The sequence below is a fragment of the Cytobacillus oceanisediminis genome (genome assembly GCF_007830235.1).
Classification (GTDB): Bacteria; Bacillota; Bacilli; order Bacillales; family Cytobacillaceae; genus Cytobacillus; species Cytobacillus oceanisediminis.
The window spans coordinates 36,672-62,878 of record NZ_VLKI01000006.1 but is presented as its reverse complement, the minus strand read 5'-3'; the positions used below and the strand labels follow the sequence as shown (position 1 = coordinate 62,878).

General features: G+C 41.6%; 21 protein-coding genes and 1 pseudogene. 6 read left to right on the top strand and 16 right to left on the bottom strand.

Annotated elements, in window-relative coordinates; genetic code table 11:
• Positions 1-30: 30 nt before the first annotated feature.
• From IQ19_RS12200 to IQ19_RS12190, 3 genes and pseudogenes are all read right to left on the bottom strand, one after another.
• A pseudogene (locus tag IQ19_RS12200) lies at positions 31-2,279 on the bottom strand (penicillin acylase family protein).
• 138 nt (positions 2,280-2,417) lie between these two features.
• Complete coding sequence (locus IQ19_RS12195) at positions 2,418-2,801, bottom strand: MaoC/PaaZ C-terminal domain-containing protein (RefSeq protein WP_144542679.1); 384 nt, start codon at positions 2,799-2,801, stop codon at positions 2,418-2,420.
• On the bottom strand, positions 2,798-3,247 hold the full coding sequence (locus IQ19_RS12190) for an FAS1-like dehydratase domain-containing protein (RefSeq protein ID WP_144542678.1): 450 nt from the start codon (positions 3,245-3,247) through the stop codon (positions 2,798-2,800). The genes IQ19_RS12195 and IQ19_RS12190 overlap by 4 nt, the downstream gene beginning before the upstream one ends.
• 201 nt (positions 3,248-3,448) lie before the next feature.
• Here IQ19_RS12190 and IQ19_RS12185 point away from each other — a divergent pair, with 201 nt between their 5' ends.
• Positions 3,449-5,068 (top strand): ABC-F family ATP-binding cassette domain-containing protein, encoded by a 1,620-nt coding sequence (locus IQ19_RS12185; RefSeq protein ID WP_144542677.1) that lies wholly within the window; start codon positions 3,449-3,451, stop codon positions 5,066-5,068.
• 45 nt (positions 5,069-5,113) lie between these two features.
• Here IQ19_RS12185 and IQ19_RS12180 read toward each other — a convergent pair whose 3' ends face one another.
• On the bottom strand, positions 5,114-5,251 hold the full coding sequence (locus tag IQ19_RS12180; RefSeq protein ID WP_110062759.1) for a YuzL family protein: 138 nt from the start codon (positions 5,249-5,251) through the stop codon (positions 5,114-5,116).
• A 102-nt stretch (positions 5,252-5,353) separates the two neighbouring features.
• Here IQ19_RS12180 and IQ19_RS12175 point away from each other — a divergent pair, with 102 nt between their 5' ends.
• Entirely contained in the window at positions 5,354-5,599 is a 246-nt protein-coding gene (locus IQ19_RS12175; RefSeq protein ID WP_144542676.1) for a YkuS family protein, read from the top strand.
• Between the two features lie 217 nt (positions 5,600-5,816).
• On the opposite strand, the gene IQ19_RS12170 is transcribed toward IQ19_RS12175, so the two are convergent.
• The 8 genes from IQ19_RS12170 to IQ19_RS12135 all read right to left on the bottom strand — a co-directional run bounded on the left by IQ19_RS12170 (position 5,817) and on the right by IQ19_RS12135 (position 16,810).
• Complete coding sequence (locus IQ19_RS12170) at positions 5,817-6,986, bottom strand: D-alanyl-D-alanine carboxypeptidase family protein (protein WP_144542675.1); 1,170 nt, start codon at positions 6,984-6,986, stop codon at positions 5,817-5,819.
• A gap of 218 nt (positions 6,987-7,204) precedes the next feature.
• Entirely contained in the window at positions 7,205-8,164 is a 960-nt protein-coding gene (locus tag IQ19_RS12165) for a glycine-rich domain-containing protein (protein ID WP_144542674.1), read from the bottom strand.
• A 113-nt stretch (positions 8,165-8,277) separates the two neighbouring features.
• Positions 8,278-9,468 carry a DHH family phosphoesterase gene (locus IQ19_RS12160; protein WP_144542673.1) on the bottom strand — a complete coding sequence of 397 codons (1,191 nt, stop codon included), beginning with the start codon at positions 9,466-9,468 and terminating at the stop codon, positions 8,278-8,280.
• Positions 9,469-9,587: 119 nt separating this feature from the next.
• Positions 9,588-10,934: a YjiH family protein gene (locus IQ19_RS12155; protein ID WP_144542672.1), complete on the bottom strand. Its 1,347-nt coding sequence runs from the start codon at positions 10,932-10,934 to the stop codon at positions 9,588-9,590.
• Between the two features lie 47 nt (positions 10,935-10,981).
• Positions 10,982-11,959 (bottom strand): agmatinase family protein, encoded by a 978-nt coding sequence (locus tag IQ19_RS12150; protein ID WP_144542671.1) that lies wholly within the window; start codon positions 11,957-11,959, stop codon positions 10,982-10,984.
• Complete coding sequence (hutI, locus tag IQ19_RS12145; RefSeq protein WP_144542670.1) at positions 11,944-13,230, bottom strand: imidazolonepropionase; 1,287 nt, start codon at positions 13,228-13,230, stop codon at positions 11,944-11,946. The genes IQ19_RS12150 and hutI overlap by 16 nt, the downstream gene beginning before the upstream one ends.
• Before the next feature lie 261 nt (positions 13,231-13,491).
• Positions 13,492-15,153, bottom strand: coding sequence for a urocanate hydratase (gene hutU / locus IQ19_RS12140; RefSeq protein WP_144542669.1), 1,662 nt, complete (start codon positions 15,151-15,153; stop codon positions 13,492-13,494).
• 172 nt (positions 15,154-15,325) lie between these two features.
• Positions 15,326-16,810 carry a helix-turn-helix domain-containing protein gene (locus IQ19_RS12135; RefSeq protein WP_144542668.1) on the bottom strand — a complete coding sequence of 495 codons (1,485 nt, stop codon included), beginning with the start codon at positions 16,808-16,810 and terminating at the stop codon, positions 15,326-15,328.
• A gap of 146 nt (positions 16,811-16,956) precedes the next feature.
• On the opposite strand from IQ19_RS12135, the gene IQ19_RS12130 reads away from it, so the two are divergent.
• A complete protein-coding gene (locus IQ19_RS12130; RefSeq protein ID WP_144542667.1) occupies positions 16,957-17,409 on the top strand; it encodes a cupredoxin domain-containing protein in 453 nt (150 codons plus the stop codon).
• A 44-nt stretch (positions 17,410-17,453) separates the two neighbouring features.
• Here the strand turns inward: IQ19_RS12130 and safA are convergent, their stop codons facing one another.
• Complete coding sequence (gene safA, locus IQ19_RS12125) at positions 17,454-18,080, bottom strand: SafA/ExsA family spore coat assembly protein (protein WP_144542666.1); 627 nt, start codon at positions 18,078-18,080, stop codon at positions 17,454-17,456.
• A gap of 422 nt (positions 18,081-18,502) precedes the next feature.
• Here safA and pflB point away from each other — a divergent pair, with 422 nt between their 5' ends.
• Together pflB and pflA are read left to right on the top strand one after the other, a co-directional pair.
• The gene (pflB, locus tag IQ19_RS12120; protein ID WP_144542665.1) at positions 18,503-20,728 is read left to right on the top strand and encodes a formate C-acetyltransferase; all 2,226 of its coding nucleotides are present in this window, start codon (positions 18,503-18,505) and stop codon (positions 20,726-20,728) included.
• A 98-nt stretch (positions 20,729-20,826) separates the two neighbouring features.
• The gene (gene pflA, locus IQ19_RS12115; protein WP_144542664.1) at positions 20,827-21,555 is read left to right on the top strand and encodes a pyruvate formate-lyase-activating protein; all 729 of its coding nucleotides are present in this window, start codon (positions 20,827-20,829) and stop codon (positions 21,553-21,555) included.
• Positions 21,556-21,844: 289 nt separating this feature from the next.
• Here the strand turns inward: pflA and nadE are convergent, their stop codons facing one another.
• Genes nadE through IQ19_RS12100 form a run of 3 tightly spaced genes read right to left on the bottom strand, consistent with a single transcriptional unit; the run spans position 21,845 to position 24,722 of the window.
• Positions 21,845-22,666, bottom strand: a complete 822-nt coding sequence (nadE, locus tag IQ19_RS12110; RefSeq protein ID WP_144542663.1) for an ammonia-dependent NAD(+) synthetase — start codon at positions 22,664-22,666, stop codon at positions 21,845-21,847.
• 18 nt (positions 22,667-22,684) lie between these two features.
• Positions 22,685-24,151 carry a nicotinate phosphoribosyltransferase gene (locus IQ19_RS12105; RefSeq protein WP_144542662.1) on the bottom strand — a complete coding sequence of 489 codons (1,467 nt, stop codon included), beginning with the start codon at positions 24,149-24,151 and terminating at the stop codon, positions 22,685-22,687.
• 28 nt (positions 24,152-24,179) lie between these two features.
• Positions 24,180-24,722: a cysteine hydrolase family protein gene (locus IQ19_RS12100; RefSeq protein WP_144542661.1), complete on the bottom strand. Its 543-nt coding sequence runs from the start codon at positions 24,720-24,722 to the stop codon at positions 24,180-24,182.
• A gap of 686 nt (positions 24,723-25,408) precedes the next feature.
• On the opposite strand from IQ19_RS12100, the gene IQ19_RS12095 reads away from it, so the two are divergent.
• A complete protein-coding gene (locus IQ19_RS12095) occupies positions 25,409-25,987 on the top strand; it encodes a biotin transporter BioY (RefSeq protein WP_144542660.1) in 579 nt (192 codons plus the stop codon).
• The last annotated feature ends 220 nt before the right edge of the window (positions 25,988-26,207 follow it).

Here is a 26,207-nt window from a genome sequence, read left to right as displayed (position 1 = left end):
CGACTTTGTATGAGCCTTAATGGGTGCGTCTTATGGCTTTAAAACGAGCTGATTTTTGCTGCTCTGTTCATCGAGTCTAGTCTGATGATAGTTTCCCTCCGCCCAGTCATTCAATTGGTCATGGTACCAGCGGCTTAGCGGGTGTCCTGATTGGCCCGGCCCCACTAAGTGGAATGCTGTATGCATGTTAGAAGTATCAATCACAAATCTCCAGGATCCCCCATGGTTTACAGTGCCATCATCTTTATTGGCTGCAGCCTGTACGGTTACAGAACTGCCTCCTACGGGAATCCTGCCTTTCCTGTTAAACAAATAATTCAGTGGTTCTACACTTGATAGAGGGTGGGAAAATGCGAGCTGATGATAGTCTCCCCACTTCCAGTTTGACATGTTTTTCCCTTGAAGAGCTTCAGCTTCTTTTACTGATAAAAATAAGGACTTATGAAGAACTTCCTCAAGTCCTCCCTTCTCTGCTATCCATTCGCTTTCTGTGCCTTCTGCAGCTCTTCTCATCATTTCGTCCACAGCCTGCTTCTGCCCTTTAAAAAGCTTCCTCATCTCAGATGGAATTTGGCCTTCAAAAAGTACATCATATAAATTTTTCATCCATAGGTTAAAAATCAAAGGCGCAGCTTCATCTTTATGATCGATGAAATTCCAATTTTTTAAAAGATCAATGGCTTCTTTTTCCTGAACAGCTGTAGGTTTGTCCAGTACTGACAGAAAGATCGGATTAAACTCCTGTGCCTGCAAATTCTTTTGATCCATTTGCAGAGACATCATATCGTCTGGAGTCAGTTTTTCATTTGTTTTCAGAAATTCTTGAATGCGCATCTGTCTGTATGGCTGTGCCCAATCATGGCTGATGTGGTAAGGATAGTTATCGCCGATTACCTTGTTGTTGGCAGTGGAGATAAACGCATCCTTTGGATTCACTATCCTTGGCAGCTCTTCATAAGGAATATAATCTTTCCAGCCGTATTCATCTGTCCAGCCAGGGACTGGCAAAAGACCGTTCCCTTTTTTTCTAAAGGGTATTTTTCCGTTGGCTTTGTAAGCAATTGTTCCATCAGGCGAAGCGAATACAAAATTTTGGGCAGGAGTATGAAATAGTTCCAACGCCTGTTCAAATTGATCCCAGTCTGCTGCCTTATTCATCTTTAGGATAGCTTCGAGTTCTTTTGATGGTTCGAGGGCTGTCCATTGCAGAGAAAGTACGGTTCCCTCGCCGCTGTCTGCAGCAAACTCTGATACAACGGGTCCATGGCGTGTAACTGTCACTTCATAATTAATGATTCCTTTGCCTTTTACTTTTATTGGTTCTTCAATTACTTCTGCCTTTTCCCATTTTTCATTAAATAGAAACTCATATTTATTGTCAGGATTCCTCTTTTCTATATTAAGTCCTGAACATCTGGTCCGGCATTGGTTACTCCCCATGCAATAAGTTCGTTGTGTCCGAGGATAATGCCGGGAATGCCGGCAAAAATCACACCGCTGACATTCATTTCCGGGGATTCCAGGTGCATTTGATACCAAATAGATGGTGTGCCGAGAGATAAATGTGGATCATCAGCCAGGATTGATTTCCCGGAGGCTGTTTTGTTGCCGGCGACAACCCAGTTATTGCTGCCGTTAAATTCAGGTGGTGTTGTAACAGATGCAAAACTTTTTTCTATATCCAAGTTACTTTTAGCTATTATGTAGGGAGCTTCTTCCGGATACGAGGGGAATAAGTCGTAAGCTTTTTCTTCCGGGAAGTTTTGGAGCAGATAATAACGGAAAGCCTGGCTCTCCCAATGTCCGCCAAGATCATATGCCATATATTTTCCTATAGTTAAAGAGTCAACAGGTGTCCATTCCTCAGGCTGATAGCCTAGTATTTTAAATTCGACCGGCCACTTTCCATTTTCTTTTAGCTCTTTAATGTAAATATTAACGCTTTCCGCAAACCAGCCAAGAACCTCTTTTGCTTCTGGTGAGTATGATTGATAAGAAGCATCCGCTGCCCTTCTCAATCCAAGCGTTCGAAAATATTTATCATTCTCTACAGTTGCATCACCAATTACCTCGCTCAATCTGCCTGATGCCTGCCGCCTGCTTAAATCCATTTGAAAAAGCCTGTCCTGTGCCTGAATATATCCTTGTGCAATAAATAAGTCACGTTCATTAGAGGCATTGATGTGCGGAATCCCGTTGCTGTCTCTGTTTACCATAACTTGTGCAGAAATAGATCCAATTTCTGTTACGCCTTCTGTCATGGGTAGTGAGCGGGATATATAAACTTATAAAGTGATAAAGACAAAAAGCAACAAAGCAATTATGATTGCACCGGCCCATAGGGCAAATCTTTTCCATCCCATTTTTCGCCATAATTGGACTCCAGCATTTCCCTCCATTGAAAACCGCCCTTAATTTTAAATTTTCACTTGAAACTTACCTGATAACTTCAACTCTCCTTTTTCATTTTTAACAAACACTTCTCCTGCTAGTCTCTTCTCTCCTTCTTCCACTATTTCTTTAGTCACTTTGCCTTCGATTGCCAGCTTTTCGCCGGGACGGGTCATTTTGCTAAAGCGAACCTTGAACATTCTTAAGTCTTTTCTTGGAAACCAAGTGCCTAATGCTTCTCCTGCCATCCCCATAATAAGCATCCCATGGGCAATCACTCCGCCCAAACCCGCTTTTTCGCCGACTGGGACAACTGTATGAATCGGATTAAAATCTCCAGATGCTCCCGCATACCTGACTAACTGCGTATGGGTAATCTCCGGTTTTTTGAGTGCTTTTAATTCAGTCATTTAATGGACCCTCCTCTTTCAATAATGGTTGATTCTGAATAGAGAACCAGTTCTCCATTGCTGTTTTTATAAGTTATGCCTATAGTAAAGAAACGTAAATTTCTTTTCTCAAATGCTGAAATTAATTTAGGAAAGGCAGTTACTGTATCCCCGGCGTATAACTCGCCTATATAGCGGTATTCCTGGCCGCCGTGAAGCACTTTAAGAGGGTCCAGGTCAAGAAGATCGATTAGGGTTTCAAAATCCAATCCACCCCACATTTCAATCGCTGTTGGAAATGTAGGCGGAACGGGGATATCCCGGTATCCCATCTTTCTTGCAGTTTTTACATCATAATAAATAGGATTCGGGTCTCCTATCGCCATAACAAATTCCTTGATTTTACCCCGTTCAATTTCAAAACTGAAGGGTTCTATCTTTATTTCCTCTACTAAAAGAGATTCCATGAATTGATACACTTCCTTCCTGACGATTTGGCAAAATTTCACTCTCTTATATATTCAATTTTTTCAAACTACATCCTTTTATTTATCGAAAATTTTTGCATTTTAGGGTTAGATGTAAAAATAGCATGAAGAAGAGTTCGCGATTAAGCGTTGGAAGTGTTATAATTTTAAGGATTATGTATTTGGAGGAATAAAAATAATATGATAACAGTCAGTAATGTAGGTCTTCGATATGGTGATCGCAAACTATTTGAAGATGTTAATATTAAATTCACACCCGGCAATTGCTACGGCTTGATCGGTGCAAACGGTGCCGGTAAATCAACTTTCCTAAAAATCCTATCCGGAGAAATCGAAGCACAATCCGGGAGTGTTCATTTAGGTCCTGATGAACGTCTTGCCGTCTTAAAGCAGAACCATTTTGAGTATGAAGAATTTGAGGTCCTAAAAGTTGTTATTATGGGACATGCACGGCTTTATGAAGTAATGCAGGAAAAAGATGCTATTTATATGAAAGCGGATTTCACTGACGAAGACGGTATGAAGGCTGCAGAACTTGAAGGTGAATTCGCTGAGTTGAACGGCTGGGAAGCAGAGTCTGAAGCAGCTATTTTGCTGAAAGGTTTAGGAATTGAAGAAGCGCTCCATACGAAAAAGATGGCTGACCTTTCTGGATCAGAAAAAGTTAAAGTATTGCTTGCGCAAGCTCTTTTCGGCAAGCCGGATGTTCTTTTGCTGGATGAGCCGACAAACCACTTGGATATTAAAGCAATCCAATGGCTTGAGGAATTCCTGATTAACTTTGAAAATACAGTAATTGTCGTATCCCATGACCGCCACTTCTTAAATAAGGTTTGTACTCATATTGCTGATCTTGACTTTGGAAAAATTCAAATCTATGTTGGAAACTATGACTTCTGGTATGAATCCAGCCAGCTTGCCTCAAAGATGGCGCAGGATGCAAATAAGAAGAAGGAAGAAAAAATCAAGGAACTGCAAAGCTTTATTGCGCGGTTTAGTGCGAATGCATCCAAATCCAAACAAGCAACTTCACGTAAAAAGCTGCTTGATAAGATTTCATTGGATGACATCAAGCCTTCGTCTAGAAAATATCCATATGTCGGCTTTACCCCTGACCGTGAAATTGGCAATGATTTGCTTCGTGTCGATGGAATCAGCAAAACCATTGATGGTGTGAAGGTTCTAAATAATGTCAGCTTTATCATGAATAAGGATGATAAAATTGCGCTAGTTGGCGCAAGCGAGCTTGCTAAAACGACTTTATTTAAAATTTTGACTGGTGAAATGGAACCGGATGAAGGAACCTATAAATGGGGTGTTACAACATCTCAGTCTTATTTCCCGAAAGATAACTCCGAGTTCTTCGAAAACTCCGACCTGAATCTTGTTGACTGGCTGCGCCAGTTCTCGCCTGCTGATGACAGCGAGAGCTTCTTAAGGGGCTTCCTTGGAAGAATGCTATTCTCCGGAGAAGAAGTATTAAAGAAAGCAAGTGTGTTATCAGGTGGAGAAAAAGTCCGCTGCATGCTATCAAAAATGATGCTTAGCGGGGCCAATGTTCTGCTGCTTGATGAACCGACAAACCATCTTGATTTGGAATCCATCACAGCACTGAATAATGGATTAATTAACTTTAAAGGCTCTTTAATCTTTGCTTCACACGATCATCAGTTTATTCAAACGATCGCCAACCGCATCATTGAAATTACACCGGCTGGCATTGTGGATAAGCAAATGACATATGATGAGTATCTGGAAGATGCTGCGATCCAAAAACAAGTCGCAGAAATGTATAGCTAAATGGAAAAAAGCAGGAGGTGCAGCCTTCCTGCTTTTTATTATGCTTTAAACATCCTGTTTCTTATTTTTATGGCGTGCAGAAGAAGCGGTTCTGCTTCCTGTTTCCATGTTGGTTGTTCCTTGCCCTTCTACGTTCGGTGAGCTTAAACCGGCCTTGGAAGGATCCTTTTTGCGTTTACCCATTTTCAACACCTCCTTCCTTACTTTTTCGTGATTGGCGTGTTTTTATCCATGGAATAAAAATGGAGCAAAAAAGCCAATCTATCAACGGAGGAGGTGTTAAGAATGACGAAAAGAGTAGCGGTTGAACAATCCTTAACAAATGTATCCGAAGCGCTTCGCCAAAAAGGTTATGAAGTAGTTGATTTGAAATCTGCCCATGATGCAGAGAATTGCTCTTGCTGTGTAGTAAGCGGAGTAGATTCGAACGTAATGGGCATGCAGGATGCTTCTACAAAAGCACCAGTAATTGAAGCAAGCGGCCTGTCTGCAGACGAAGTATGCCGCCAGGTTGAGCAAAGAATGCAATAAGGTATGGTCAAAGACTAAAGTTAATTACTTTAGTCTTTTTTAATGCAAGCCATCCTCTGATTTCTTCATTAATCGGCACATTGCCACGTTTTTCTCTGCGTATAAAACTTTTTCTGTGCACATAACCAACATTCTCTGCTTTTAAAATCGTTCTCTGCTTATAGTTTTTAACCGCCTCTATACTCACCCAACGATATTAAATTCAAAAAAACGGGCATTACACCCGTCTTCTCCTTCTTGCTCTTGCTTTAAGATTTTTCCTTAAAAAAAGGATAAATACAGCAAACAAAAATAGTGTTAAACCGATTTTCCCGTAGTAACCGGTTGTTTCTTTTCTAGGTTCCTCTTCCTGTTGAAGCCGGCTTGATACAACTTCATCTTCTTTATCCTCAACAAGCTGAAGAGTTTGAATGACCTTTCCGTTATCATCCTCGATGATCAGCTTTCCTGTTGAAGTTACATTCTCATTGTATGAGCCTTTTGGTAAGGTAATCGGAACATTTTTTCCACCAGTCGTAAAGGTTTTTCCCTCTGCTGGGAAAACCTCAGTGCTGCTGAGAGCTGAGGTTTCGTAATTCCGGAAGCCAAAGTTAAATAGGTTTTTTGTATCTTTGTATATATCCCTCTTAAAATCTGCCTTTAATACAATTGCTGTAAGTTTTATTGATTCATTTTCAGCGGTTGTTGCAAGCGTTTGCTTTGCTTCATTTACAAAACCTGTTTTTCCGCCTGTAACACCTTTAAAAGGAACCTCCCCTTTAAGCATCTGGTGATGGGTAAAGATTGTTGTTTCCCAAGACTTCCCTGACCATTTTAATTCCTTTGTTCCAAATATCTCTTTAAAGGTTTCATTTTTTAGGGCATAGTTTGTTAATTTGGCAAGATCCGCTGCTGTTGTATAATGATTTTCATCATGCAGGCCATGGGGATTTACAAAGTGAGTGTTTTCTAAGTGGACCTTCTCTTTAAGATAGCTATTAAGATTTTCCGAATAGTTATCCATATTTTGATCCAGGTGTTCGGCTATCGCCCATGCTGCATCATTACCGGAGTTTATCAGCATCCCTTGCACCAGCTTTTTTAGGGGAACCTCTTCCCCTTCCTCCAGGTAAACCCTTGTGCCATCAACCTCCATCGCATCTTTGCTTATGGTTACGATTTCACTTAGGTCTCCGTTCTCGATTGCATAAATAGCAGTAGCAATCTTTGTTAAGCTGGCTGGAAACATTTTTTCCTCTGCATTTTTTTTATATAAAATTGCCCCTGATTCCGAATCTGAAAGGACTGCTGCTTCACTTATAATTTCAGGTTCTGTTATTTCATCGGCACTTGCAATCGTATTTGGGAACGAGCAAATGAGCAGCATCGAAAGAACCAATTTTCTCATAAATACACATCCAATTCGAGCCAATAATCATCCAACTTCGATTGTACCAAAGAATTAAACCAGTGAGATATTATAAATATAAATTGTTACACAATTGAAAATTTACTGCCGGAATTTGAAAGTACTGATAATCATAGGAAAACTCTTGCTAATATTGTAACCAAGTCATTACATAATTAAGGATAAAAAAATAAGCAATCCGATGTGGATTGCTTATTTTAGCTGCTGCAGCCTCCCCCGCAGCTTGAACAGCTGGAGCCCCCGCCGGAGTCATGTCCTCCGCCGGAATCATGATCAGATGGGCTGCTGCAAGCATAGCCCGAGCACGAAACGCCACCAGCAGCCCCGTCTTTTGCCAGTTCCCGGGGGAGAAGTTCATTCATATAATTATCAAAGCTTTCTGATTCATAAACCGAATAGTAAACCGCTGGCAGCAGCAAATATGAATATTGGTAAACTGAGCTCGGTTTTGCAAACTCAAGCGGTTTATTTCCCAGCTTAATGGCATCAGCCTCTGAAATTTCTCTTTTTAATTTTGCGATGAGTTCCTTCTTGATGCTTAGCCAATCGCTGCTGCCTCTGAAATATTTTGCCAATAGCTCCTCTTCATTCAAGGTTCTGAAGTCCTCAAGAATACCCTTTTTTATCGGGTTCTTTAAAAAGCCTCCCCAAATTCTCCGGCTATTATGGCTAGTTTCAAAAAGGCTTAAATACACCCAGTCAAAAAAGGCTCTCTCCCCTGGAATGGGTGTGCTGTCCATATTAGGAGAATGATGCAGATACTCTCCAAAAAATTTCTGTGAGAATTGGGCATAGTCACGGGTAAACATAAGCATCTCATGCCATATGTTATCCACTTTTTCGCTAAACATTGGAACAGTTTTCAAGAGGCTATTCAGGATAAAATATCGTTCTAGTTCAAAAAATGCCCACTCATATTCATGATCCTTCCATCTGGGGTGGTCTTTTAACACCCGGTTTTTAATATTTTCTCTATATCCATGCGACAGTGATTTTTCAAGACGATGGATAATTGGCAGCAGGTTTTCTGACTGTATGCCAAGGCTTTCGGGAATCTGTTCATTGTTTATGAAAGAAGCCCTTTTAGATCCGGTAAAAAGGATTTTAATAAATACAGCGAAAAATATAATGCCAAAAAAAACCATTAATAATTCCATAAGACCTCTCCTTACATTTGTACTATCTCCATTATATATGATATTTGCATATTTTTTACAGAATGGGTGCATATTTCAGTTAAACCAAAAGAAAAACCGCCAGGACGGCGGTTTTAATGCTTCATTTTCATATAAAAGTCTTTTAAAAAGTCTACATAAATATCATCGCGGACAAGCCAAGCCATATAGTTTCTCTTAATAAAATTTTCGGCAGCTTGAAATTCCTCAAAGGGTTCCTGAATAGCCTTTCCATTCATTTCAAGAATCCATTTGTTCTCGTTCTTGGCAAAAATGAAGAACTTATCACCCTTTTTATTTTCGTACAGAGCGCCTTGGGGTGAATTTTTATTGTTGTATCTATTCTTGAATGCATCCTGCCTCATGGGATCCAAGGGGAATATATCATCGACGAATAGCTGAAAAGCTTGCTTGCCCATAGAGCATCCGGATGCTTTTGCATGTCCGCCCCCTCCAAACTGGCCGGCAATGGCTGAAACATCCACATGATCATGAATTGTTCTGAAACTGATTTTTTTGCCGCCAAGGTTTAAAATAGCGATATAATCCAAATGAGGGTTGTCCTTCCCCAGTTCGTTTCCCAGCTCAGAATGATACGATTCTGCATGGACAATCCCTGCACAATAATCACCGATAAAGGTTTGGACTATTTCCCGCTTTTTCCTTCTTACGTATCGTTCAATTTTCTCTTCTTCCATCTCGAGCAGCTTCTGTTCAAAATCATCAAATTCAAAATGCTCGGCGTTTAAAATCCGTTCTGTCATTTTTTCTTCAAACTCATCAATCGATACCATGAAAAATAAATCATTGAGATTTTTAGCTTTGATATTTTCGTTTTGGTCCCATTCCCAAGTATCATACTGGCGGACAAGTTCAACAAATTCATCCAGCGCCTGGGATGGATGAATAAGCTCATGTTCTAGCAGATATTCATAAAGTAAAGAAGTGGCAGCAGTGAGCCTTCCATCTTCATAATTGACCTTTACTCTTCCCCAGCTGTATTCATTAAAATGCAAAGCTGTTTTATGATGGTCGATTAATCTAACCTTCCCGCCGCTTTTTGCAAGATCATCAAGCCTAATCGTATTCTCTTCATTCACAGATAAGTCCGTGATAAAAAGAAAGTCATCCTTTAGTTTTTTTTCTTGTTCAAAAAGCCTTTCGATTTGGTGGTCCAGCCCCATCACGGAGTTGTAGCGGACCTCCACTTCTTTACCGAAAGCAATTTTGGCAACAATGCCGCACCCGACCCCATCCAGGTCATTATGTGTGTACAGCCTGTACAAAATGCATCACCTGCTATCCTTAGACTCTTTAATTATTATTTACAATATCCTTTACTAGTTTGTTTGTATAGGGAAATTATATGCGAAAAATCCCCGCTGCATAAGCGGGGACTAAGGTATTAAAACAGTAAAAACGCGATTGGAGATGCAAGTAATATCGTTAAAATCGTTCTCTCCACCCAGATGGCAAGCAGCTGTAGAATAGAGATTGGAATATCCGTTGATAAAATGCAAGGTACAAGGGCTGAGAAAAAGATGATCGCTGAAACAGAAACGACACCGATAACAAATTTAGTAACCAACGCTGCCTCCGCTACAAGAAGGGCTGGCAAAAACATTTCCGCTATGCCTACTGCACTTGCTTTTGCTGCTAATAATGGCTCTGGAAGCTGCACAAGTGCAGTAAAAGGATAAAAGATATAACCAATCCAGTCAAAAACAGTTGTAAATTCAGCAAGTACTAAGCCCAGCAATCCAACGGACATGATGGATGGCAAAATGGACATGGTCATGACAAAGCCATCTTTTAAATTAATGCTGATATTTTTCCATAGTGCCGGTGAATGCTCCGCTGTATCCATCGCCTCTTTCCAGGCTGCATGCAGGCGGCTTCCTGAGAAAGATTCCTTCGGCGGTTCCTGGCCATCGTAATAATCTTCGCTCATGGATCGCAAAGGCCAGATCCGGACAGTGATCGCCGTAACAATAAAGGTTACAGCCAATGTGGTCCAGAAATACGTGTTCCAGATTTCCATCAATCCAAGTGTTTTGGCAACGACAATCATAAAGGTAGCCGATACAGTTGAAAAGCCTGTCGCAATAATGGCCGCTTCCTTTATACTGTATTTCCCTTCTTTAAATACTCGATTGGTTATTAAAAGCCCGATGGAATAGCTGCCGACAAAGGAAGCGACAGCATCAATGGCAGATCTTCCCGGTGTCTTCCAAATCGGCTTCATGACAGGCTGCAGCAATACTCCGATAAACTCAAGCAAACCATAACCTACAAGCAATGCCAGGAATACCGATCCAATCGGAACAAGCAAGCCGACAGATATGACCAGTTTTTCAAACAGGAATGGCCCCATGCTTGGATCGAATAGCCATGCAGGACCGAACCCGAAAACAATCATAACAGCAACAGCCGCCCCGATGATTTTAAAAATGGAAAAGACCAAATTCACTTTATCTTTGTTCCACGTTTTTGTGTAGAAAGGATAGATTGCACCCAACAGAATAACAAGCAAGGCGTAATAAGGAACGAGTGCAGGTACGGCGGTTTGGATAGCAGTTACGGTATGATCAAGCATGATGGAGGATTTTTCATTCATGGTGACGGGGATAAAAAACATAAAAATGCCAATTGCACTGAAAAGAAAGAACTTTACCATATTTTTTGAAGAAGAATTTGGACTGCTTACATGCGGCTGATGTGGTGATGGATTAATCATCGTTTCTTTTTCCATTCTCTTTCCCCCTTAATTTATAGTAAGGAGCAAAATGCCCCTCACTGTTATCTATTCATTAAAGCTGTTAAAAAGGTTAAAAATGTGTAGGTGCCCGCCTTTACAGTTGGCTGTGCCTGATGGTCCCTGGTTGGGTCAAGGCAAACAATATCCATCGCAGCTGTTTTGGTAGAAAGCCCAGCAGAATAGACGGCATCGAAAAGTTCATCTGTCCTCATCCCTCCTGGTGTTGAGGCAGGGACACCCGGAGCAAAGCCGATATCCAATACATCCATGTCGATTGTGACATAGATGGTGTCTACCTTTTTCTCCAACTGCGAAAGGGCTTCTTTAACCGTTTCCGTTAACCCCCGTTTTCTCGCTTCCTTCAATGTAATGCAATTAACTTTATGCTCACGGGCATATTGGATGAGCGACTGGCCGTTAAAGAAACCATGGAGTCCAATATTGTAAACATTTTCCCCTTTGATCACCCCATTCTGAATCAAGTTGCGGATGGGTGTGCCATTAGTCGGCCCGTGGTCATCAAGGCTCCGTAAATCAAGATGTGTATCAAATTGGAGAATCCCAATCTCTTTATCCGGTTCCAGTTCGTTCAGGCCGCTTACAAGCATTGCGGTGATGGAGTGATCCCCTCCGATGGCAATTGGAAAGGAATTAGGGAACTGCTTTCTGACATCTATTATTGTTTGTTTTATATTGGAATGACATTGCGGGATGTCGGTAAAATGCATTTTTACATCACCAAGGTCTGCTACTTTCAGCTGCTGAAGATCTTTTTGAAAATCTAGATTATAAGTGGAAAAACCTTTCCAGGAACGGCGGAAGGCCTCTGGAAACTCTGAAGCTCCCGAGGCGCTAATAGATGACCGGGAAAGCGGAACGCCGAAGACAACGGCATCCCAGTTTTTTTTGCTGAATTCCTCTGGGCTTTGCAGCTGGCGGATCCATTCATGGACCTTAACATCTGTTCCTAATTCAGTACGTGGCCAAAAAAAACCTGAAGGAGTCAGCGTTGGCAGCATAAGCTCCCTCCCTTGACGACAATTTCCCCATTTTTAATGACAGTGTCTGTATGGTTCATGCCGTAGTGGTATTGCATTTGCATATAGTTCGGGACATTAAGCAGCAAGAGATCGGCCTTCTTGCCTTGTTCAATGCTGCCGATTTCTTTTGCGCGATTGATTGCATGTGCGGCATTAATGGTAGCCGCTGTTATCGCTTCTGCAGGTGTCAACCCCATATGCATACAAGCAAGGTTCATCATGAATGGCATAGAGCATGTTGGCGAAGAGCCTGGATTGCAATCCGTTGAAAGGGCTACAGGAACTCCTTTATCGATCATTCTTCGGCCCCTGGCGGCTTCCGCCATCAAAAAGAAAGCTGTGCCTGGTAGCAGGACCCCGATTACCCCTTTTTCAGCCATCATCTCCATGCCATTATCAGAAGCTCTTAACAGGTGGTCAGCAGAAATGGCGCCAACTTCAGCAGCAAGTTCAGCTCCTTCATAAGGTTCAATTTCATCTGCATGGATTTTTGGCGTCAAACCGAATTTCTTCCCTGCTTCCAGTAGCTTTCTGGACTGCTCCGGAGTGAACACTCCTCTTTCGCAGAAAATATCATTAAATTCAGCCAGCTTTTCTTCCGCCACTTTTGGCAGCATTTCTTCAATAACCAAATCAATGAAGGCGTCCGGATTCTCTTTGTATTCGGCTGGAACGGCATGTGCTCCCATAAAAGTAGGGACAACATCTATCGGGTGAAGCTTATCAGCTTTTTTGGCTGCCAGCAGCTGCTTGTGTTCAGTATCCCAATCAAGTCCATAACCGCTTTTTGCTTCCACGGTTGTAACTCCATGTTTAAGAAAGCAATCAAGTCGGATCAGGCTCTCTTGAACCAATTCCTCTTCTGACGCTTTCCTTGTCATTGATGTGGTGGCATGGATTCCGCCGCCATTATTCATAATATCCATATAAGTAGCACCGTTCAGGCGCATATTGAATTCTTCTTCCCGGCTGCCTGCGTAGACTAGATGCGTATGTGGATCGACAAGTCCTGGCAGCAGGATTTTACCTGAAGCATCAATGATTTCAGCTTCTTCCAGTCTGCTTTGGTATTGGGCTGCTAGATCAGCTGTTTTTCCAGTAGCTTTAATTAAGCCATCTTCTACCCAAACTGCTCCATCTTCAATGATGTGCAGGTCGCTCATTTTTTCTCTTGCCAGCGGCTGCTGGGAGCTTCCTTTTAGGGTAATCACCTGATTCGCATGCTTAATAAAGATAGGTTTTGGGTACATTTTTTGTTCCTCCTTAAAAAATGGAATCTCCAATCCATGCTTTTCCACGAATTGGAGGGTTCCTTTTAGAAGTTTCTTATAGAAATAGGTCGTTTTTCGATTGGCATAAGATTTATTAGCAAGTTTCAGCGGTTTCTTCGATAAATTTTCAGTTTTATTCGCTAATTTTATTGATTTGTTCGCAAATTTTGGTTATTCTTCGCTAGTTTTCTAGTTTTATTCGCAAAGTTCACAACTCTATTAAATTTTAGGCGGTAAATACTATTCCATCATTGGAATGTTTACGCCTTTTTCCTTAGCCGTTTTGATTGCCAGATCATAGCCGGCATCAACGTGACGGACAATTCCCATTCCCGGGTCAGATGTGAGTACGCGTTCAAGGCGCTGTTCTGCTTCCTTCGTGCCATCTGCGACGATAACCATGCCGGCATGAAGGGAATATCCCATTCCTACTCCGCCTCCGTGATGGACGGATACCCAGCTCGCTCCGCCAACTGCATTGATCAGTGCATTCAGGATTGGCCAGTCTGCAACAGCATCACTGCCGTCCTTCATGCCTTCTGTTTCACGGTTAGGGGAAGCAACGGAACCTGAATCAAGGTGATCACGCCCGATAACGATAGGCGCTTTCAGTTCACCTTTAGCGACCATATCATTGATGATTTTTCCGAATTTGGCGCGTTCTCCATATCCAAGCCAGCAAATTCTTGATGGAAGCCCCTGGAATTGGATTTTTTCCTGTGCCATCTTAATCCATTTGCAAAGGTGCTCATTATCTGCAAACTCGCGCAGGATTACCTCATCTGTTTTATAAATATCTTCCGGATCGCCGGATAATGCTACCCAGCGGAAAGGTCCTTTGCCTTCACAGAACAATGGGCGAATATAAGCCGGTACGAAACCAGGGAATTCAAAGGCATTTTCAACACCCTCATCTTTGGCAACCTGGCGGATATTGTTTCCATAATCGAACGTAATTGCACCTTTCTGCTGCATGTCAAGCATCGCCTGGACATGTGCAGCCATGCTGGCTTTGGATTTTTTTACATATTCAGCCGCATTCTCTTTTCTTAAAGCTGCACCCTCTTCAAGTGTGTAACCAACAGGAACATAACCATTTAATGGGTCATGCGCAGAAGTCTGGTCAGTGAGAACATCGGGAATGAAGTTCATTTCAAGCATTTTTGGCAGGATTTCTGCTGCGTTGCCCAGAAGTCCGATTGAAAGCGGACGGCCTTCCTGCTTTGCTTCTTTTGCCAGTGAAATAGCTTCTTCAATGGTGTGAACCTTTGTATCCAAATATTTTGTTTCAAGTCTGCGGTCAATGCGGTGCTCATCCACATCGACGGCGATGCAGACACCTTCATTCATTGTTACAGCTAATGGCTGGGCGCCGCCCATTCCGCCAAGGCCAGCAGTTAAAGTAATGGTTTGCTTTAATGAACCGGAAAAATGCTGTCTTCCTAGTTCCGCGAAAGTCTCATAGGTTCCCTGGACAATCCCCTGGCTTCCGATGTAGATCCAGCTTCCAGCAGTCATCTGGCCATACATCATAAGCCCCTTCTTATCAAGTTCATGAAATGTATCCCAGTTAGCCCAGGCAGGTACAAGATTCGAATTGGCGATCAGTACCTTTGGTGCATCCTTGTGCGACTTGAATACAGCAACCGGTTTACCGGATTGGACAAGCAGGGTTTCATCATCTTCAAGCTCATGCAGTGTTTTCACAATGGCATCATAGCAATCCCAATTGCGTGCAGCCTTGCCAATGCCGCCGTATACCACAAGCTCTTCTGGAATTTCTGCTACTTCTTTGTCTAGGTTGTTCATTAGCATCCTCAGTGCTGCTTCCTGGATCCAGCCCTTTGCATGCAGTTCGCTGCCATGGTAATTTTTCACTTCTCTTTTAGTATCCGCTTTCATCTCTATCCCTCCAATATTCACTATAGTTAAATTGTAGAACGATAAGTGTCAGAAAAGTATAATAATAACATTTGATTATTTGTGATTTTATTAGTTTTTTTACTGATAATACTGGCGGTTTTATAAAAATATTTGTTGTTTTATAATTTTTATCTATAAAAAAAGCCCCCGTTTAAACGGAGGCTTTCTGCATACTTTTTCTAAATTGATTCGGTGGCATTCCCTTCAATTTGCTGAAAACTTTATTGAAATATTGCTGGTTGCTGAATCCGCAAATAGATGCGATCTCCTTTATGCTCATTTCCGATTCAAGCAGCAGCTTAGCTGATTGCCGGATTCTAGTTTCATTCAGGAGTTCACGAAATGATTTTCCGCATTTTTTTGCCAGTACGGAGCTAATATAGTTTGCATTTCGATCAGCATATTCTGCTGCTTTTTCAAGGCTGACAGTTGGGTCCCAATAATTCGTTTCAAGGAAAAATAGTACTCGCTCCGCCAAGTCCAGCTTTAGCTTTTTATCTGAGCGAATGGTTTCAAATATAAATGAAATAAATCGGATCATTTCTTTAATCATCCGGTAAATCAAGGGTGAATACAGGATGGTCTGAAATAAACGAAGATATTCTTTTTCGATCTTTTCGCCTGAAAGCCTGAACGTCTTCATATGCCTGCGGATTTGAGCCAATATGCTTGTCAGCCTGATCCTTATTAGTCCTGGATCGGGATAGGGCTCGGCCAAAATAAGAAACTCTTGATGAAACCAATCCTTTATACCTTCTATATCGGATTGGTTTAGGAAATCAATCCAGGTGCTTTGCTCGTCCGGTGTTAAAAAGGGGTCGATAGAAAGCCACTTTGGAAGTGAATTTCCCTCTAGAACCTGATTAAACCCTGCATAAAAGGTTAATTCCATTAGCTTTCGGTTTGCAAGATAATGGCTCCTGATTGTGCTGTATCCCTCTTGTCCGGTATATATGCTTATGGCAATTTGCACGGTTGATGTTTCCTGCCAGTCCCGCATGAAGCGGATACTTTCTTCTTTCCACGCAAAGCTTGTTTGTTCGGCAACAAGAAAAACCATATCACTCAAAATAAAAGAGCGGACTGCTTTTTGAAAAGAATAGCCCTTTAAAAAAGAAAATAGTTTTGGAAGTTCACTTGGGTTCTCTGCTTTAATGCCAATCGTAACAAAGGATTTGGCAGAAGCAGGGCTCTCTAAAAATAGATCCTGGTAATGGCAGCCTTCTTCAGCCTCCATCTTTGGTTTCTGTTCAGAAAATCGCCCATTCAGCTGGGCCAGCCTGTGGATCCTTCTGGCTGACTTAAGCAAAGTATCTGCCGAGATCGGTTTTAAAATTAAATCCGCTACACCCAAATCGATTGCTCTTTTAGCCTGTGAAAAGGTTGCTTCCATTGTAAGAGCAATCAGATCAGGACGAATAATTTGAATGGTTTTTATAAAAGAGCCGTAACTGCTTTCATCTATCATATCAAGCTCGAGAATCAAGAGATCGGGCTGGAATGATTCAAGCTTCTCAATCATTTTCGTTTCACCTTCGGCTGTTTCCACCTGCCACGAAGGCATGGATGATCTTAAGAGCCATTCAATGCCTTTCGTATCATACTCATCCCGATTGGCCACAAGTACCTTGTACATGCTGCCACATCCTTTTTTAACTCTATTATGGAATAATATTTTAAGGTATGTAAAGAAATAATCAGAAAAATCATTGAAAAATAGACAAGTTCCCATGCCCTTCCTGCATATTATATATGGACAAACATTTAGGAAGGAGTTACGCCATGCCTTTTCTTGTTTTGAAAAAAAGGAGCCTCATTGCATTCTTCATAATTTTTATGGTCATTGCCTCGGCATCGGTCTGGTTTTATACACAATCAGATAGTTTGACAGTATTTAATCAGGCGGATAATGAAACTGTCCGCGAGATTCATATGGTTACCGGTGAATTCAAATCCAAGCTGCCGGACGGGAAGGAAATAGAGGCGTATCGCTGGGATCCGGGAACCATTTTTCTTGAAAAAGATGAAAAGGTCAACCTTAAGATTCTTGGAGTGAATGGAGACGAGCACCCTTATATCATAGAGGGAACCGACTTAAAAGGGATTGTAAAAAAAGGCGAGGAAACGGTTGTTCCCCTCCAGTTTGACAAAGAAGGTGTGTACCGCTTAATTTGCCTTACCCATCCGGATAAAGAGAACAGCGGCCCGATGATAGCCTATATAGTAGTTGACTAAATCGGCAAAAGAAAAGAAGCACCGAATGCCCGGTGCTTCTTTTCTTATCGTCCAATAAACATTTGTGTCCAATAATGGCCGTAATATCCGCCTTGTGTATATCCAACACCGATTTCAGTGTAATTGGCTGAAAGGATATTTTTGCGGTGGCCTTCGCTATTCATCCATGCCTTGACAACTTCTTGAGGTGTTTTTTGCCCTGCGGCAATGTTTTCTCCTGCAGTTCTGTAAGTAATGCCAAAGCTTTTCATCATATCGAATGGGCTTCCGTATGTAGGAGAATTATGATCGAAATATCTCTTATTAATCATATCCTGAGACTTATATCTCGCAACTCTCGCAAGCTCCCAATTCGATTTTAGAGGCTTTAATCCGTATTTCGCTCTTTCCTGGTTTACAAGTTGAACGACCTGCTCTTCTACACTTACTGTAGTTTTAGATAAAGTAGGAATGTTCACTTTTTGGCCAGGATAAATGAAATTTGGATTTGAAATCTGGCGGTTGGCATTGATGATTTCATGAACCCCAACTTGATATTTCAGGGCTATTTTCCACATTGTGTCCCCTGATTGGACGGTATGTACGGTTGACGCTTTTGCATCGTAATGGAATCCAAAGACTAGTGCGACAGACAACATAAGAATGAATGATAATTTTGATAGTGTTTTCATACTTATATTTAATCAGAATATAGTAATCTATTAAACCGGTAATTGTTACCGCTGATTCAAGGAATTTCTTTTCTTCCCCTTCTCCCTCTCTCTTCAGTGGAAATTAAAATCAATACACCATATATACAAATATTGCGGAGTTTACAGAGTATTTCCAGTGTTAGTATAGTATCAACCTTCTAAAATAAATGGATTAGATCCAATATCTATAACAGCCTCTTATAGAAATTTTTATTATAATACAGTTTTCGAGATTGATATTTCATTCTGAGGAATAATCATTGGTAAGTTAATATTCACAATACAGCCACAATGTTTGTGATTCGTTTCACATACGATCTGTTATACTGAATGTATAGTAAAGTTGTAGCAACTGTTATACAAGCTTTACATTAAAACAATAAATATTGAGGTGGATTTCCATGGAAAAATGGAATGGCTTTAAAAAAGGTAAATGGACAAATGAAATTGATGTCAGGGATTTTATATTAAAAAATTTCTCACCGTTTGAAGGTGATGAGTTATTTTTGGCAGGACCAACTGAAGCGACCACATTATTATGGGATCAAGTAATGGAGCTTACGAAGCAAGAACGTGAAAATGGCGGAATGCTTGATATGGATACGGAAATTGTTTCAACCATTACCTCCCATGGACCAGGCTATCTGGATCAGCAAAAAGAAAAAATAGTCGGTGTTCAGACGGATCGCCCTTTCAAGCGCTCCCTTCAGCCGTTTGGCGGAGTCCGGATGGCAGTGGCAGCGTGTGAAGCATACGGCTATGAAGCAAGCAAGGAAATGGAAAAGATTTTTACTGATTACCGCAAGACACATAATCAGGGGGTGTTTGATGCCTATACCGATGAAATAAAACTTGCCCGCAAAGCTGGCATTATTACCGGCCTTCCTGATGCATACGGCCGCGGACGGATTATTGGAGATTACCGCCGGGTTGCCCTTTATGGTGCTGACCGTCTGATAGAAGCCAAGAAAGAAGACCTGAAAGCAACAAGCCGTGTTATGACAGAAGAAAATATTCGTTTACGCGAAGAAATTTCAGAACAAATTCGTGCACTGCAGGAATTAAAGCAGCTGGCGGAGAGCTACGGATTTAATATTTCAAGTCCTGCCGGAAATGCTGTAGAAGCTTTCCAATGGCTGTACTTTGGCTACCTCGCTGCCATTAAAGAACAAAACGGGGCCGCTATGAGTCTGGGGCGTGTTTCCACTTTCCTTGATATTTTCATAGAAAGAGATATTCAAAATGGTGTATTGACTGAACAGGAAGCACAGGAGCTTGTCGACCATTTTGTGATGAAGCTTCGCCTCGTAAAATTTGCGAGAACGCCTGATTATAATGAATTATTCAGCGGCGACCCTACTTGGGTAACAGAATCAATTGGCGGCATGGCGCTTGACGGCCGTCCGCTTGTAACGAAAAGCTCATTCCGGTTCCTTCATACTTTAAGGAATTTGGGGCCAGCTCCGGAACCGAATTTAACGGTGCTATGGTCCGCTAAATTGCCTGATAACTTTAAAAAATATTGTGCAAAGATGTCCATTGAAACTAGCTCTATCCAATATGAAAACGACGACATCATGCTGCCTGAATATGGAGATGATTACGGAATTGCCTGCTGTGTATCTGCCATGGAAATCGGAAAACAAATGCAATTTTTCGGAGCAAGGGCAAACCTTGCAAAAGCCCTCCTGTACAGCATCAATGGCGGCAAGGATGAAAAACTGAATATCCAGGTAGGCCCTGATTATTCCCCTATCACATCAGAAATTCTTGATTATGGAGAAGTAATGGCTAAGTTTGACCTTATGATGGATTGGCTGGCAGATCTGTATATTAATTCATTGAATATCATTCACTATATGCATGACAAATACAGCTACGAGAGGATTGAAATGGCCCTTCATGATTCCGAAATAGTAAGGACGATGGCGACTGGAATTGCCGGTCTAAGTGTGGCGGCAGATTCATTGAGCGCTATTAAATACGCTAATGTAAAGGTGGTCCGCGATGAAAACGGATTGGCAGTTGATTTCATTACAGAAGGTGACTTCCCGAAATACGGCAATAATGACGACCGTGTTGACAACATGGCTGTTGACCTTGTCGAGCGGTTTATGAAAAAGCTTCGCAAGCATCAGACCTACCGGAACTCCAAGCATACGATGTCCATTTTGACGATTACTTCCAATGTTGTTTATGGCAAAAAAACCGGCAACACACCTGATGGCCGCCGTGCCGGTGAACCTTTTGCCCCAGGAGCCAATCCAATGCATGGCAGAGATACAAAAGGTACGCTCGCTTCCCTTTCTTCAGTGGCGAAATTGCCTTACGAATATGCGCTGGATGGGATTAGCAACACCTTCTCCATTGTGCCTAAAGCCCTTGGGAAAGATGATGAGAGCCGGATCCGCAATCTTGTATCGATCCTTGACGGCTATGCGATTAAATCCGGCCATCACCTGAATGTAAATGTATTTAATAGAGAAACTTTGCTGGATGCCATGGAGCACCCGGAAGAATATCCGCAATTAACCATCAGGGTGTCAGGGTATGCGGTAAACTTTATTAAATTAACAAGAGAGCAGCAGCTTGATGTAATAAATCGAACATTCCATGAAACAATGTAACTTTAATTGGCGGGCCTCCCCTAAGGAGGTCCTCCCTTAAACTTAGGAAGCTTCGGGTGCTGCCAAGGCGCTCCGTGCTTATTGAAAGGAAGATCATCATGTACGGGAACATTCATTCAATTGAGACATTTGGGACGGTTGACGGACCGGGTATCCGTTATGTCATATTTACGCAGGGCTGCCTTCTTCGCTGCCAATTCTGCCATAATGCTGATACATGGGAGATTGGGACAGGGAAACAAATGTCTGTTTCGGAAATCATGGATGACCTCCAATCCTACCTCCCCTTTATAGAAGCATCTGGGGGCGGGATTACAGTGAGCGGCGGTGAACCATTATTGCAAATTCCCTTCCTTATCGAGCTTTTTAAAGAATGTAAAAAACTAGGTATTCATACAGCTATTGATTCATCTGGCGGCTGTTATTCCAGCTCCCCTCTTTTCCAAAGTCAGCTGAAAGAATTGATGGGATATACCGATTTAGTGCTGCTGGACCTGAAACACATTGATAAAGAAAAACATAAAAAACTGACAGGCCTTACAAATGAACATATTCTGCAATTTGCCAACTATCTATCTGACAGCCATGTTCCAGTATGGATTCGGCACGTGCTGGTCCCAACAATATCCGATGTAGAGAAAGATCTTGAAAGGCTCGGACAATTTATTAAAGGTTTAGAAAACGTAAAAAAAATTGATGTTCTTCCCTACCATAAACTCGGAGTGTATAAATGGGAAGCTCTTGGGCTGGAATATCCATTAAAGGATATTGAGCCTCCGAGTGAAGCAAAAGCAGAATGGGCTTACCAGCTTCTATCAGGTCAATAAAAAAATGCAGTTCCATGGCATGGGACTGCATTTTTTCATAAGCTCGCTTTCCTTGGTGGTCCGGAAGACTTCCCGGCGCATGAAGCGCCTGCGGTGTCCCTTTTGACTCGGTTCCTGCAGGACTTGGAAGAGCTCATTAAAGAAACACCGCACGAAGGAAATTTCGAATGCATTTTCGAAATCTTGTGTCTTCCGCTCCAATCAACATAGTGAAATATCAGCAATGAGCTTTAACAAAGAAAAGATAAAAAGGAAAATCCCGCTTAAGGGATTTTCCTTTTTGGTTTTCTTATTTCCACCAGTCATCATGCATGGATGCCGGCATTCTGCGCTTATGTTCAGAGAACAGGTAGCGTTTTTCAATTTTTTCAGCAGCCTCTTGGCTTACTTCTTTTCCTTCAAGATAATCATCAAGTTCATCATAGGAAATACCTAATTCAGTTTCATCGGCTTGTCCAGGCTTTTGGTCAAGCAGATCAGCAGTAGGCACTTTTAGATACAGCCTTTCTTCTGCGCCAAGCTCTTTAAGAAGTGCTTTACCTTGTCGCTTTGTCAGGCCGGACAGCGGAAGAACATCAGCACCGCCGTCGCCATACTTCGTGAAAAACCCAGTTACTGCTTCAGCAGCATGGTCGGTACCAATAACAAGCAAGCCATTTTGTCCCCCGATTGCGTACTGGGCAATCATTCTCATACGTGCCTTTACGTTTCCTTTATGGTAATCCTTTAAAGGATCTTCCGGGAAGATTCGGTCATATTCTTTCTTAACCTGATCAACCGGATCTTTTACATTGAATACATATTCTCGATCTGCTTGAATAAAGGATAGAGCCAGCTGGGCATCATCCTCATCCCTTTGTACACCATATGGCAAACGGACTGCTATGAAAGTTCCTTCCTTTCCTTCCTTTCTCAGTTCCTCAACCGCAAGCTGGGCAAGGCGTCCTGCCAGGGTAGAGTCCTGCCCGCCGCTGATGCCAAGGACGTAACCTTTTGAATTGCTTTTAACGAGATAATTCTTTAAAAAGCCAATTCTTTTTTTGATTTCTTCTTTCGGATCAATTTCTGGATTAACACTTAATGCCTGCATGATTTCTTTCTGTAATTTCATTTCAGGTTCCTCCCTCTCTTACCGAATATTGCTTTTTACTTTTTCTTTAACTTGCTGAATCATGTTCATTTTATTATCCCAACATTCCTGGCTCAAGTCGACGGGGTATTCTTCAGGGTTTAAAGAACGGCGGTACTCATCCCATAATACATTGAGATTTTCCTTTGCAAAGCTTTGCATCTCTTTTAAGGATGGAACTTGATAGACAAGCTCACCCTCTTTAAAAATCTCTTTATGAAGCTCTCTCGCTTCGAAATTTGTGACAAACTTGCTGACAAAAGTATGGACTGGATGGAACATTTTCAGCCTTTGTTCCTGCTGGGGATTTTCATGTTCCAGCGCGATATAGTCCCCTTCAGATTTATGATTATCCTTATTGATAATGCGGTAAACTCTTTTTAGTCCCGGTGTGGTAACTTTTTCCGGGTTTCCGCTAATTTTAATGGTGTCTGCCATTTTACCCGTTTCATCCTCGATTGAAACGAGTTTGTAGACAGCCCCAAGCGCTGCCTGCTCAAAAGCAGTGATTAACTTTGTACCCACTCCCCAAATATCAATCTTTGCGCCCTGTGCTTTCAGGTTTATAATCGTATATTCGTCCAGGTCATTGGAAGCGACTATTTTTGCATCAGGGAAACCTGCTTCATCAAGCATTCTTCGTGCTTCTTTTGATAGGTATGCCAGGTCGCCGCTATCAAGCCTAATGCCTTTAAAATTAATCTTGTCAGCCAATTCTTTCGCTACTTTGATTGCATTAGGGACACCGGATTTCAGGGTATCATACGTATCTACAAGGAAAACACAATCTTTATGGGCAGTTGCATATTTCTTAAAAGCTGTGTATTCATCACGATAAGCCTGAACAAATGAATGCGCATGTGTTCCTGCAACCGGGATGCCGAATTTCTTGCCTGCCCTCACATTTGAAGTCGCATCAAAGCCTCCAATGTATGCTGCCCTTGTACCCCAGATGGCTGCATCCATTTCATGTGCCCTTCTAGATCCAAATTCCATGGCAGTTCCATCACCAATCACTTCTTTTATGCGTCTTGCTTTGGTGGCAATCAATGTTTGATAGTTAATGATATTCAATAAAGCTGTTTCAACAATTTGAGCTTCTGCCAAAGGAGCTTCCACTCTCATGATCGGTTCATTGCCAAAAACCAGCTCGCCCTCTTCCATTGATTTGATCGTGCCGGAAAACCTCATGCTTTTTAAATAATCAAGAAAATCATCCTTATAATGAAGTTCATTTTTTAAATACATAAGATCGCTTTCAGTGAAGCGGAAATTCTCAATATACTCGATCACTCTTTCAAGGCCGGCAAAAATCCCATACCCGTTGCCAAACGGAAGCTTCCTGAAAAAGACCTCGAAAACAGCTTTTTTATTATGTATGTTATCTTCCCAATAGGTTTGGGCCATATTAATTTGATATAAATCAGTGTGCAAAGTTAAACTGTCATCCGCAAATTCATTACGCATTAACGCAACCTCCTGTGTAAATCTTCTCTTAAATCACCTTTGCGTTCATTGAGCTTTTAAAATGTTCCAGAGCCCAGCGATGGCCAATTTGATTAAAGCTAGCAGTGGCATTTTCGTAAACAACAATTTTAAATCCTCTGTTATAGGCATCCACAGCGGTATGCAATACACAAATATCTGTGCAGACACCTACAAGATGCACTTCAGTTATGCCTCGCTCCCTTAATTTCAATTCAAGGTCTGTACCCGCAAAGGCACTATATCTGGTTTTGTCCATCCAATAAACATTTTCCTTATGAGCGTTTAACTGATAGACCTTGCTCAATCCACCATATAATTCGCGTCCCTTAGTATCCTTAATGTTATGGGGCGGATAAAGGGCTGTTTCAGGGTGATAGGGGTCATCCGGAAAATGGAGATCAATCGCAAAGATTGTGAACGCCCCCTCTTCAATAAACTTAGCCGTAATCGTTGCTATTTCTTTTTCTATATCAATAGCGGGCTGTCCGCAAGGCAATGCTCCAGTGACAAAATCAATCGTATAATCAATATTTAAAAGTGCTTTTGTCATCTAATATCCCCCATTAATTTTTTTCCATCTCACTTGGATGAAAATTTTGGCTATTAATTAGATACTAAGTGAAAATTAGCACATTAATCAAATTTTTCATCCCGACAGCTTATGTCTATTTGAAATCTACCCGCAAATAGGTTGATTTACTCCTCTGCAAAAAAACCTGCTTTGATGACGTGTTCGTTATAATGAACAACGAAGTTATTTGATAATAATAATACATGAATTATTTCCCGTCGGGTGATTTGGGGAGGTTTTTTTAAATAACAATCTGCTTAAATCTGTTTTGTTTTTTGCTGAAACAGTTCGTTTTTATACTAGCGATACATACAGTAATCCGTATTGGTTAGGGGGGATGTTCATTAATATATATATATGGTTATACATGCAAGGGTATATTTTGTACCCGTACCCCTATTCAAGTGAGTTGTGGATAATTATCGTAAGATGTGGATAATGAGTGTGAACCTGAAGTTTCCATCAATATTGTTTTCAACTTATATGGAGGACAAGTGCTCAAGGTACGTCCAGAGTTTTAACAAAGAAAAACAGTACGCCGTGCAAGGCTAGTTCTGTTTTTTCCTATCACCTGTTTTGAATTGACAATCATTTCATATAATAATATAGTTGTCTTGTTAACCTGGTGGTTTATTAAGTTTACATATTTAAGGGGGAGATTTTATATGACTAAAGATCAGCTGAAGTTGAGATCCATGATTGTAACTGCTTTATTTGCTGCCATCATCGGGGTAATGGCACAAATTACAATTCCCCTCCCACTTGTACCGATTACCGGCCAAACATTGGCAATTGGACTGGCAGCCACAATACTGGGAGCGCGCTATGGAACACTTTCCGTGATCTTATATTTAGTTATTGGGTCAGCAGGAGTTCCAGTATTTGCTGAATTCTCCGGGGGAATATCCAAATTAGTCGGACCTACAGGTGGTTATTTGGTTGGTTTTATCCCGGCAGCGTTTATCATCGGATGGTATATGGAGAAAACATCTTTCTCTTTCAAAAATGCGATGATCGCCAATACGATTGGCATGCTGGTGACATTGGCATTCGGAACAGCCTGGCTAAAAATTGCGGCAGAACTGACATGGGCAGCCGCCATTACCGGCGGGGCAACACCGTTTATTATCGTTGGATTAATAAAAGCTGCCCTTGCTTCGTGGATTGGCATTATTGTCAGAAAAAGACTTCAATCCGCAAAACTCCTTTTCCCTGCAAAAGGGAAAATAAATGAATCCGTTTGAATTAGTGAAAGAGCCGATACTAAAGGGATCGGCTCTTTTTTCTTTATAAGGAGCTCTATATTTCTTTTTCTTTTAAATAAGGTACCTTCAGACCTAATCCCGTCCATTGGGCAAGTCAACTAGCTTTTGGTAGCCAAAAGGTTGATTAACGACGAAAAGGCTCCTTCCCAAAGGAGAATGGTAGTTAATCGGGATGATTAACGACGAAAAGGCTTCTTCC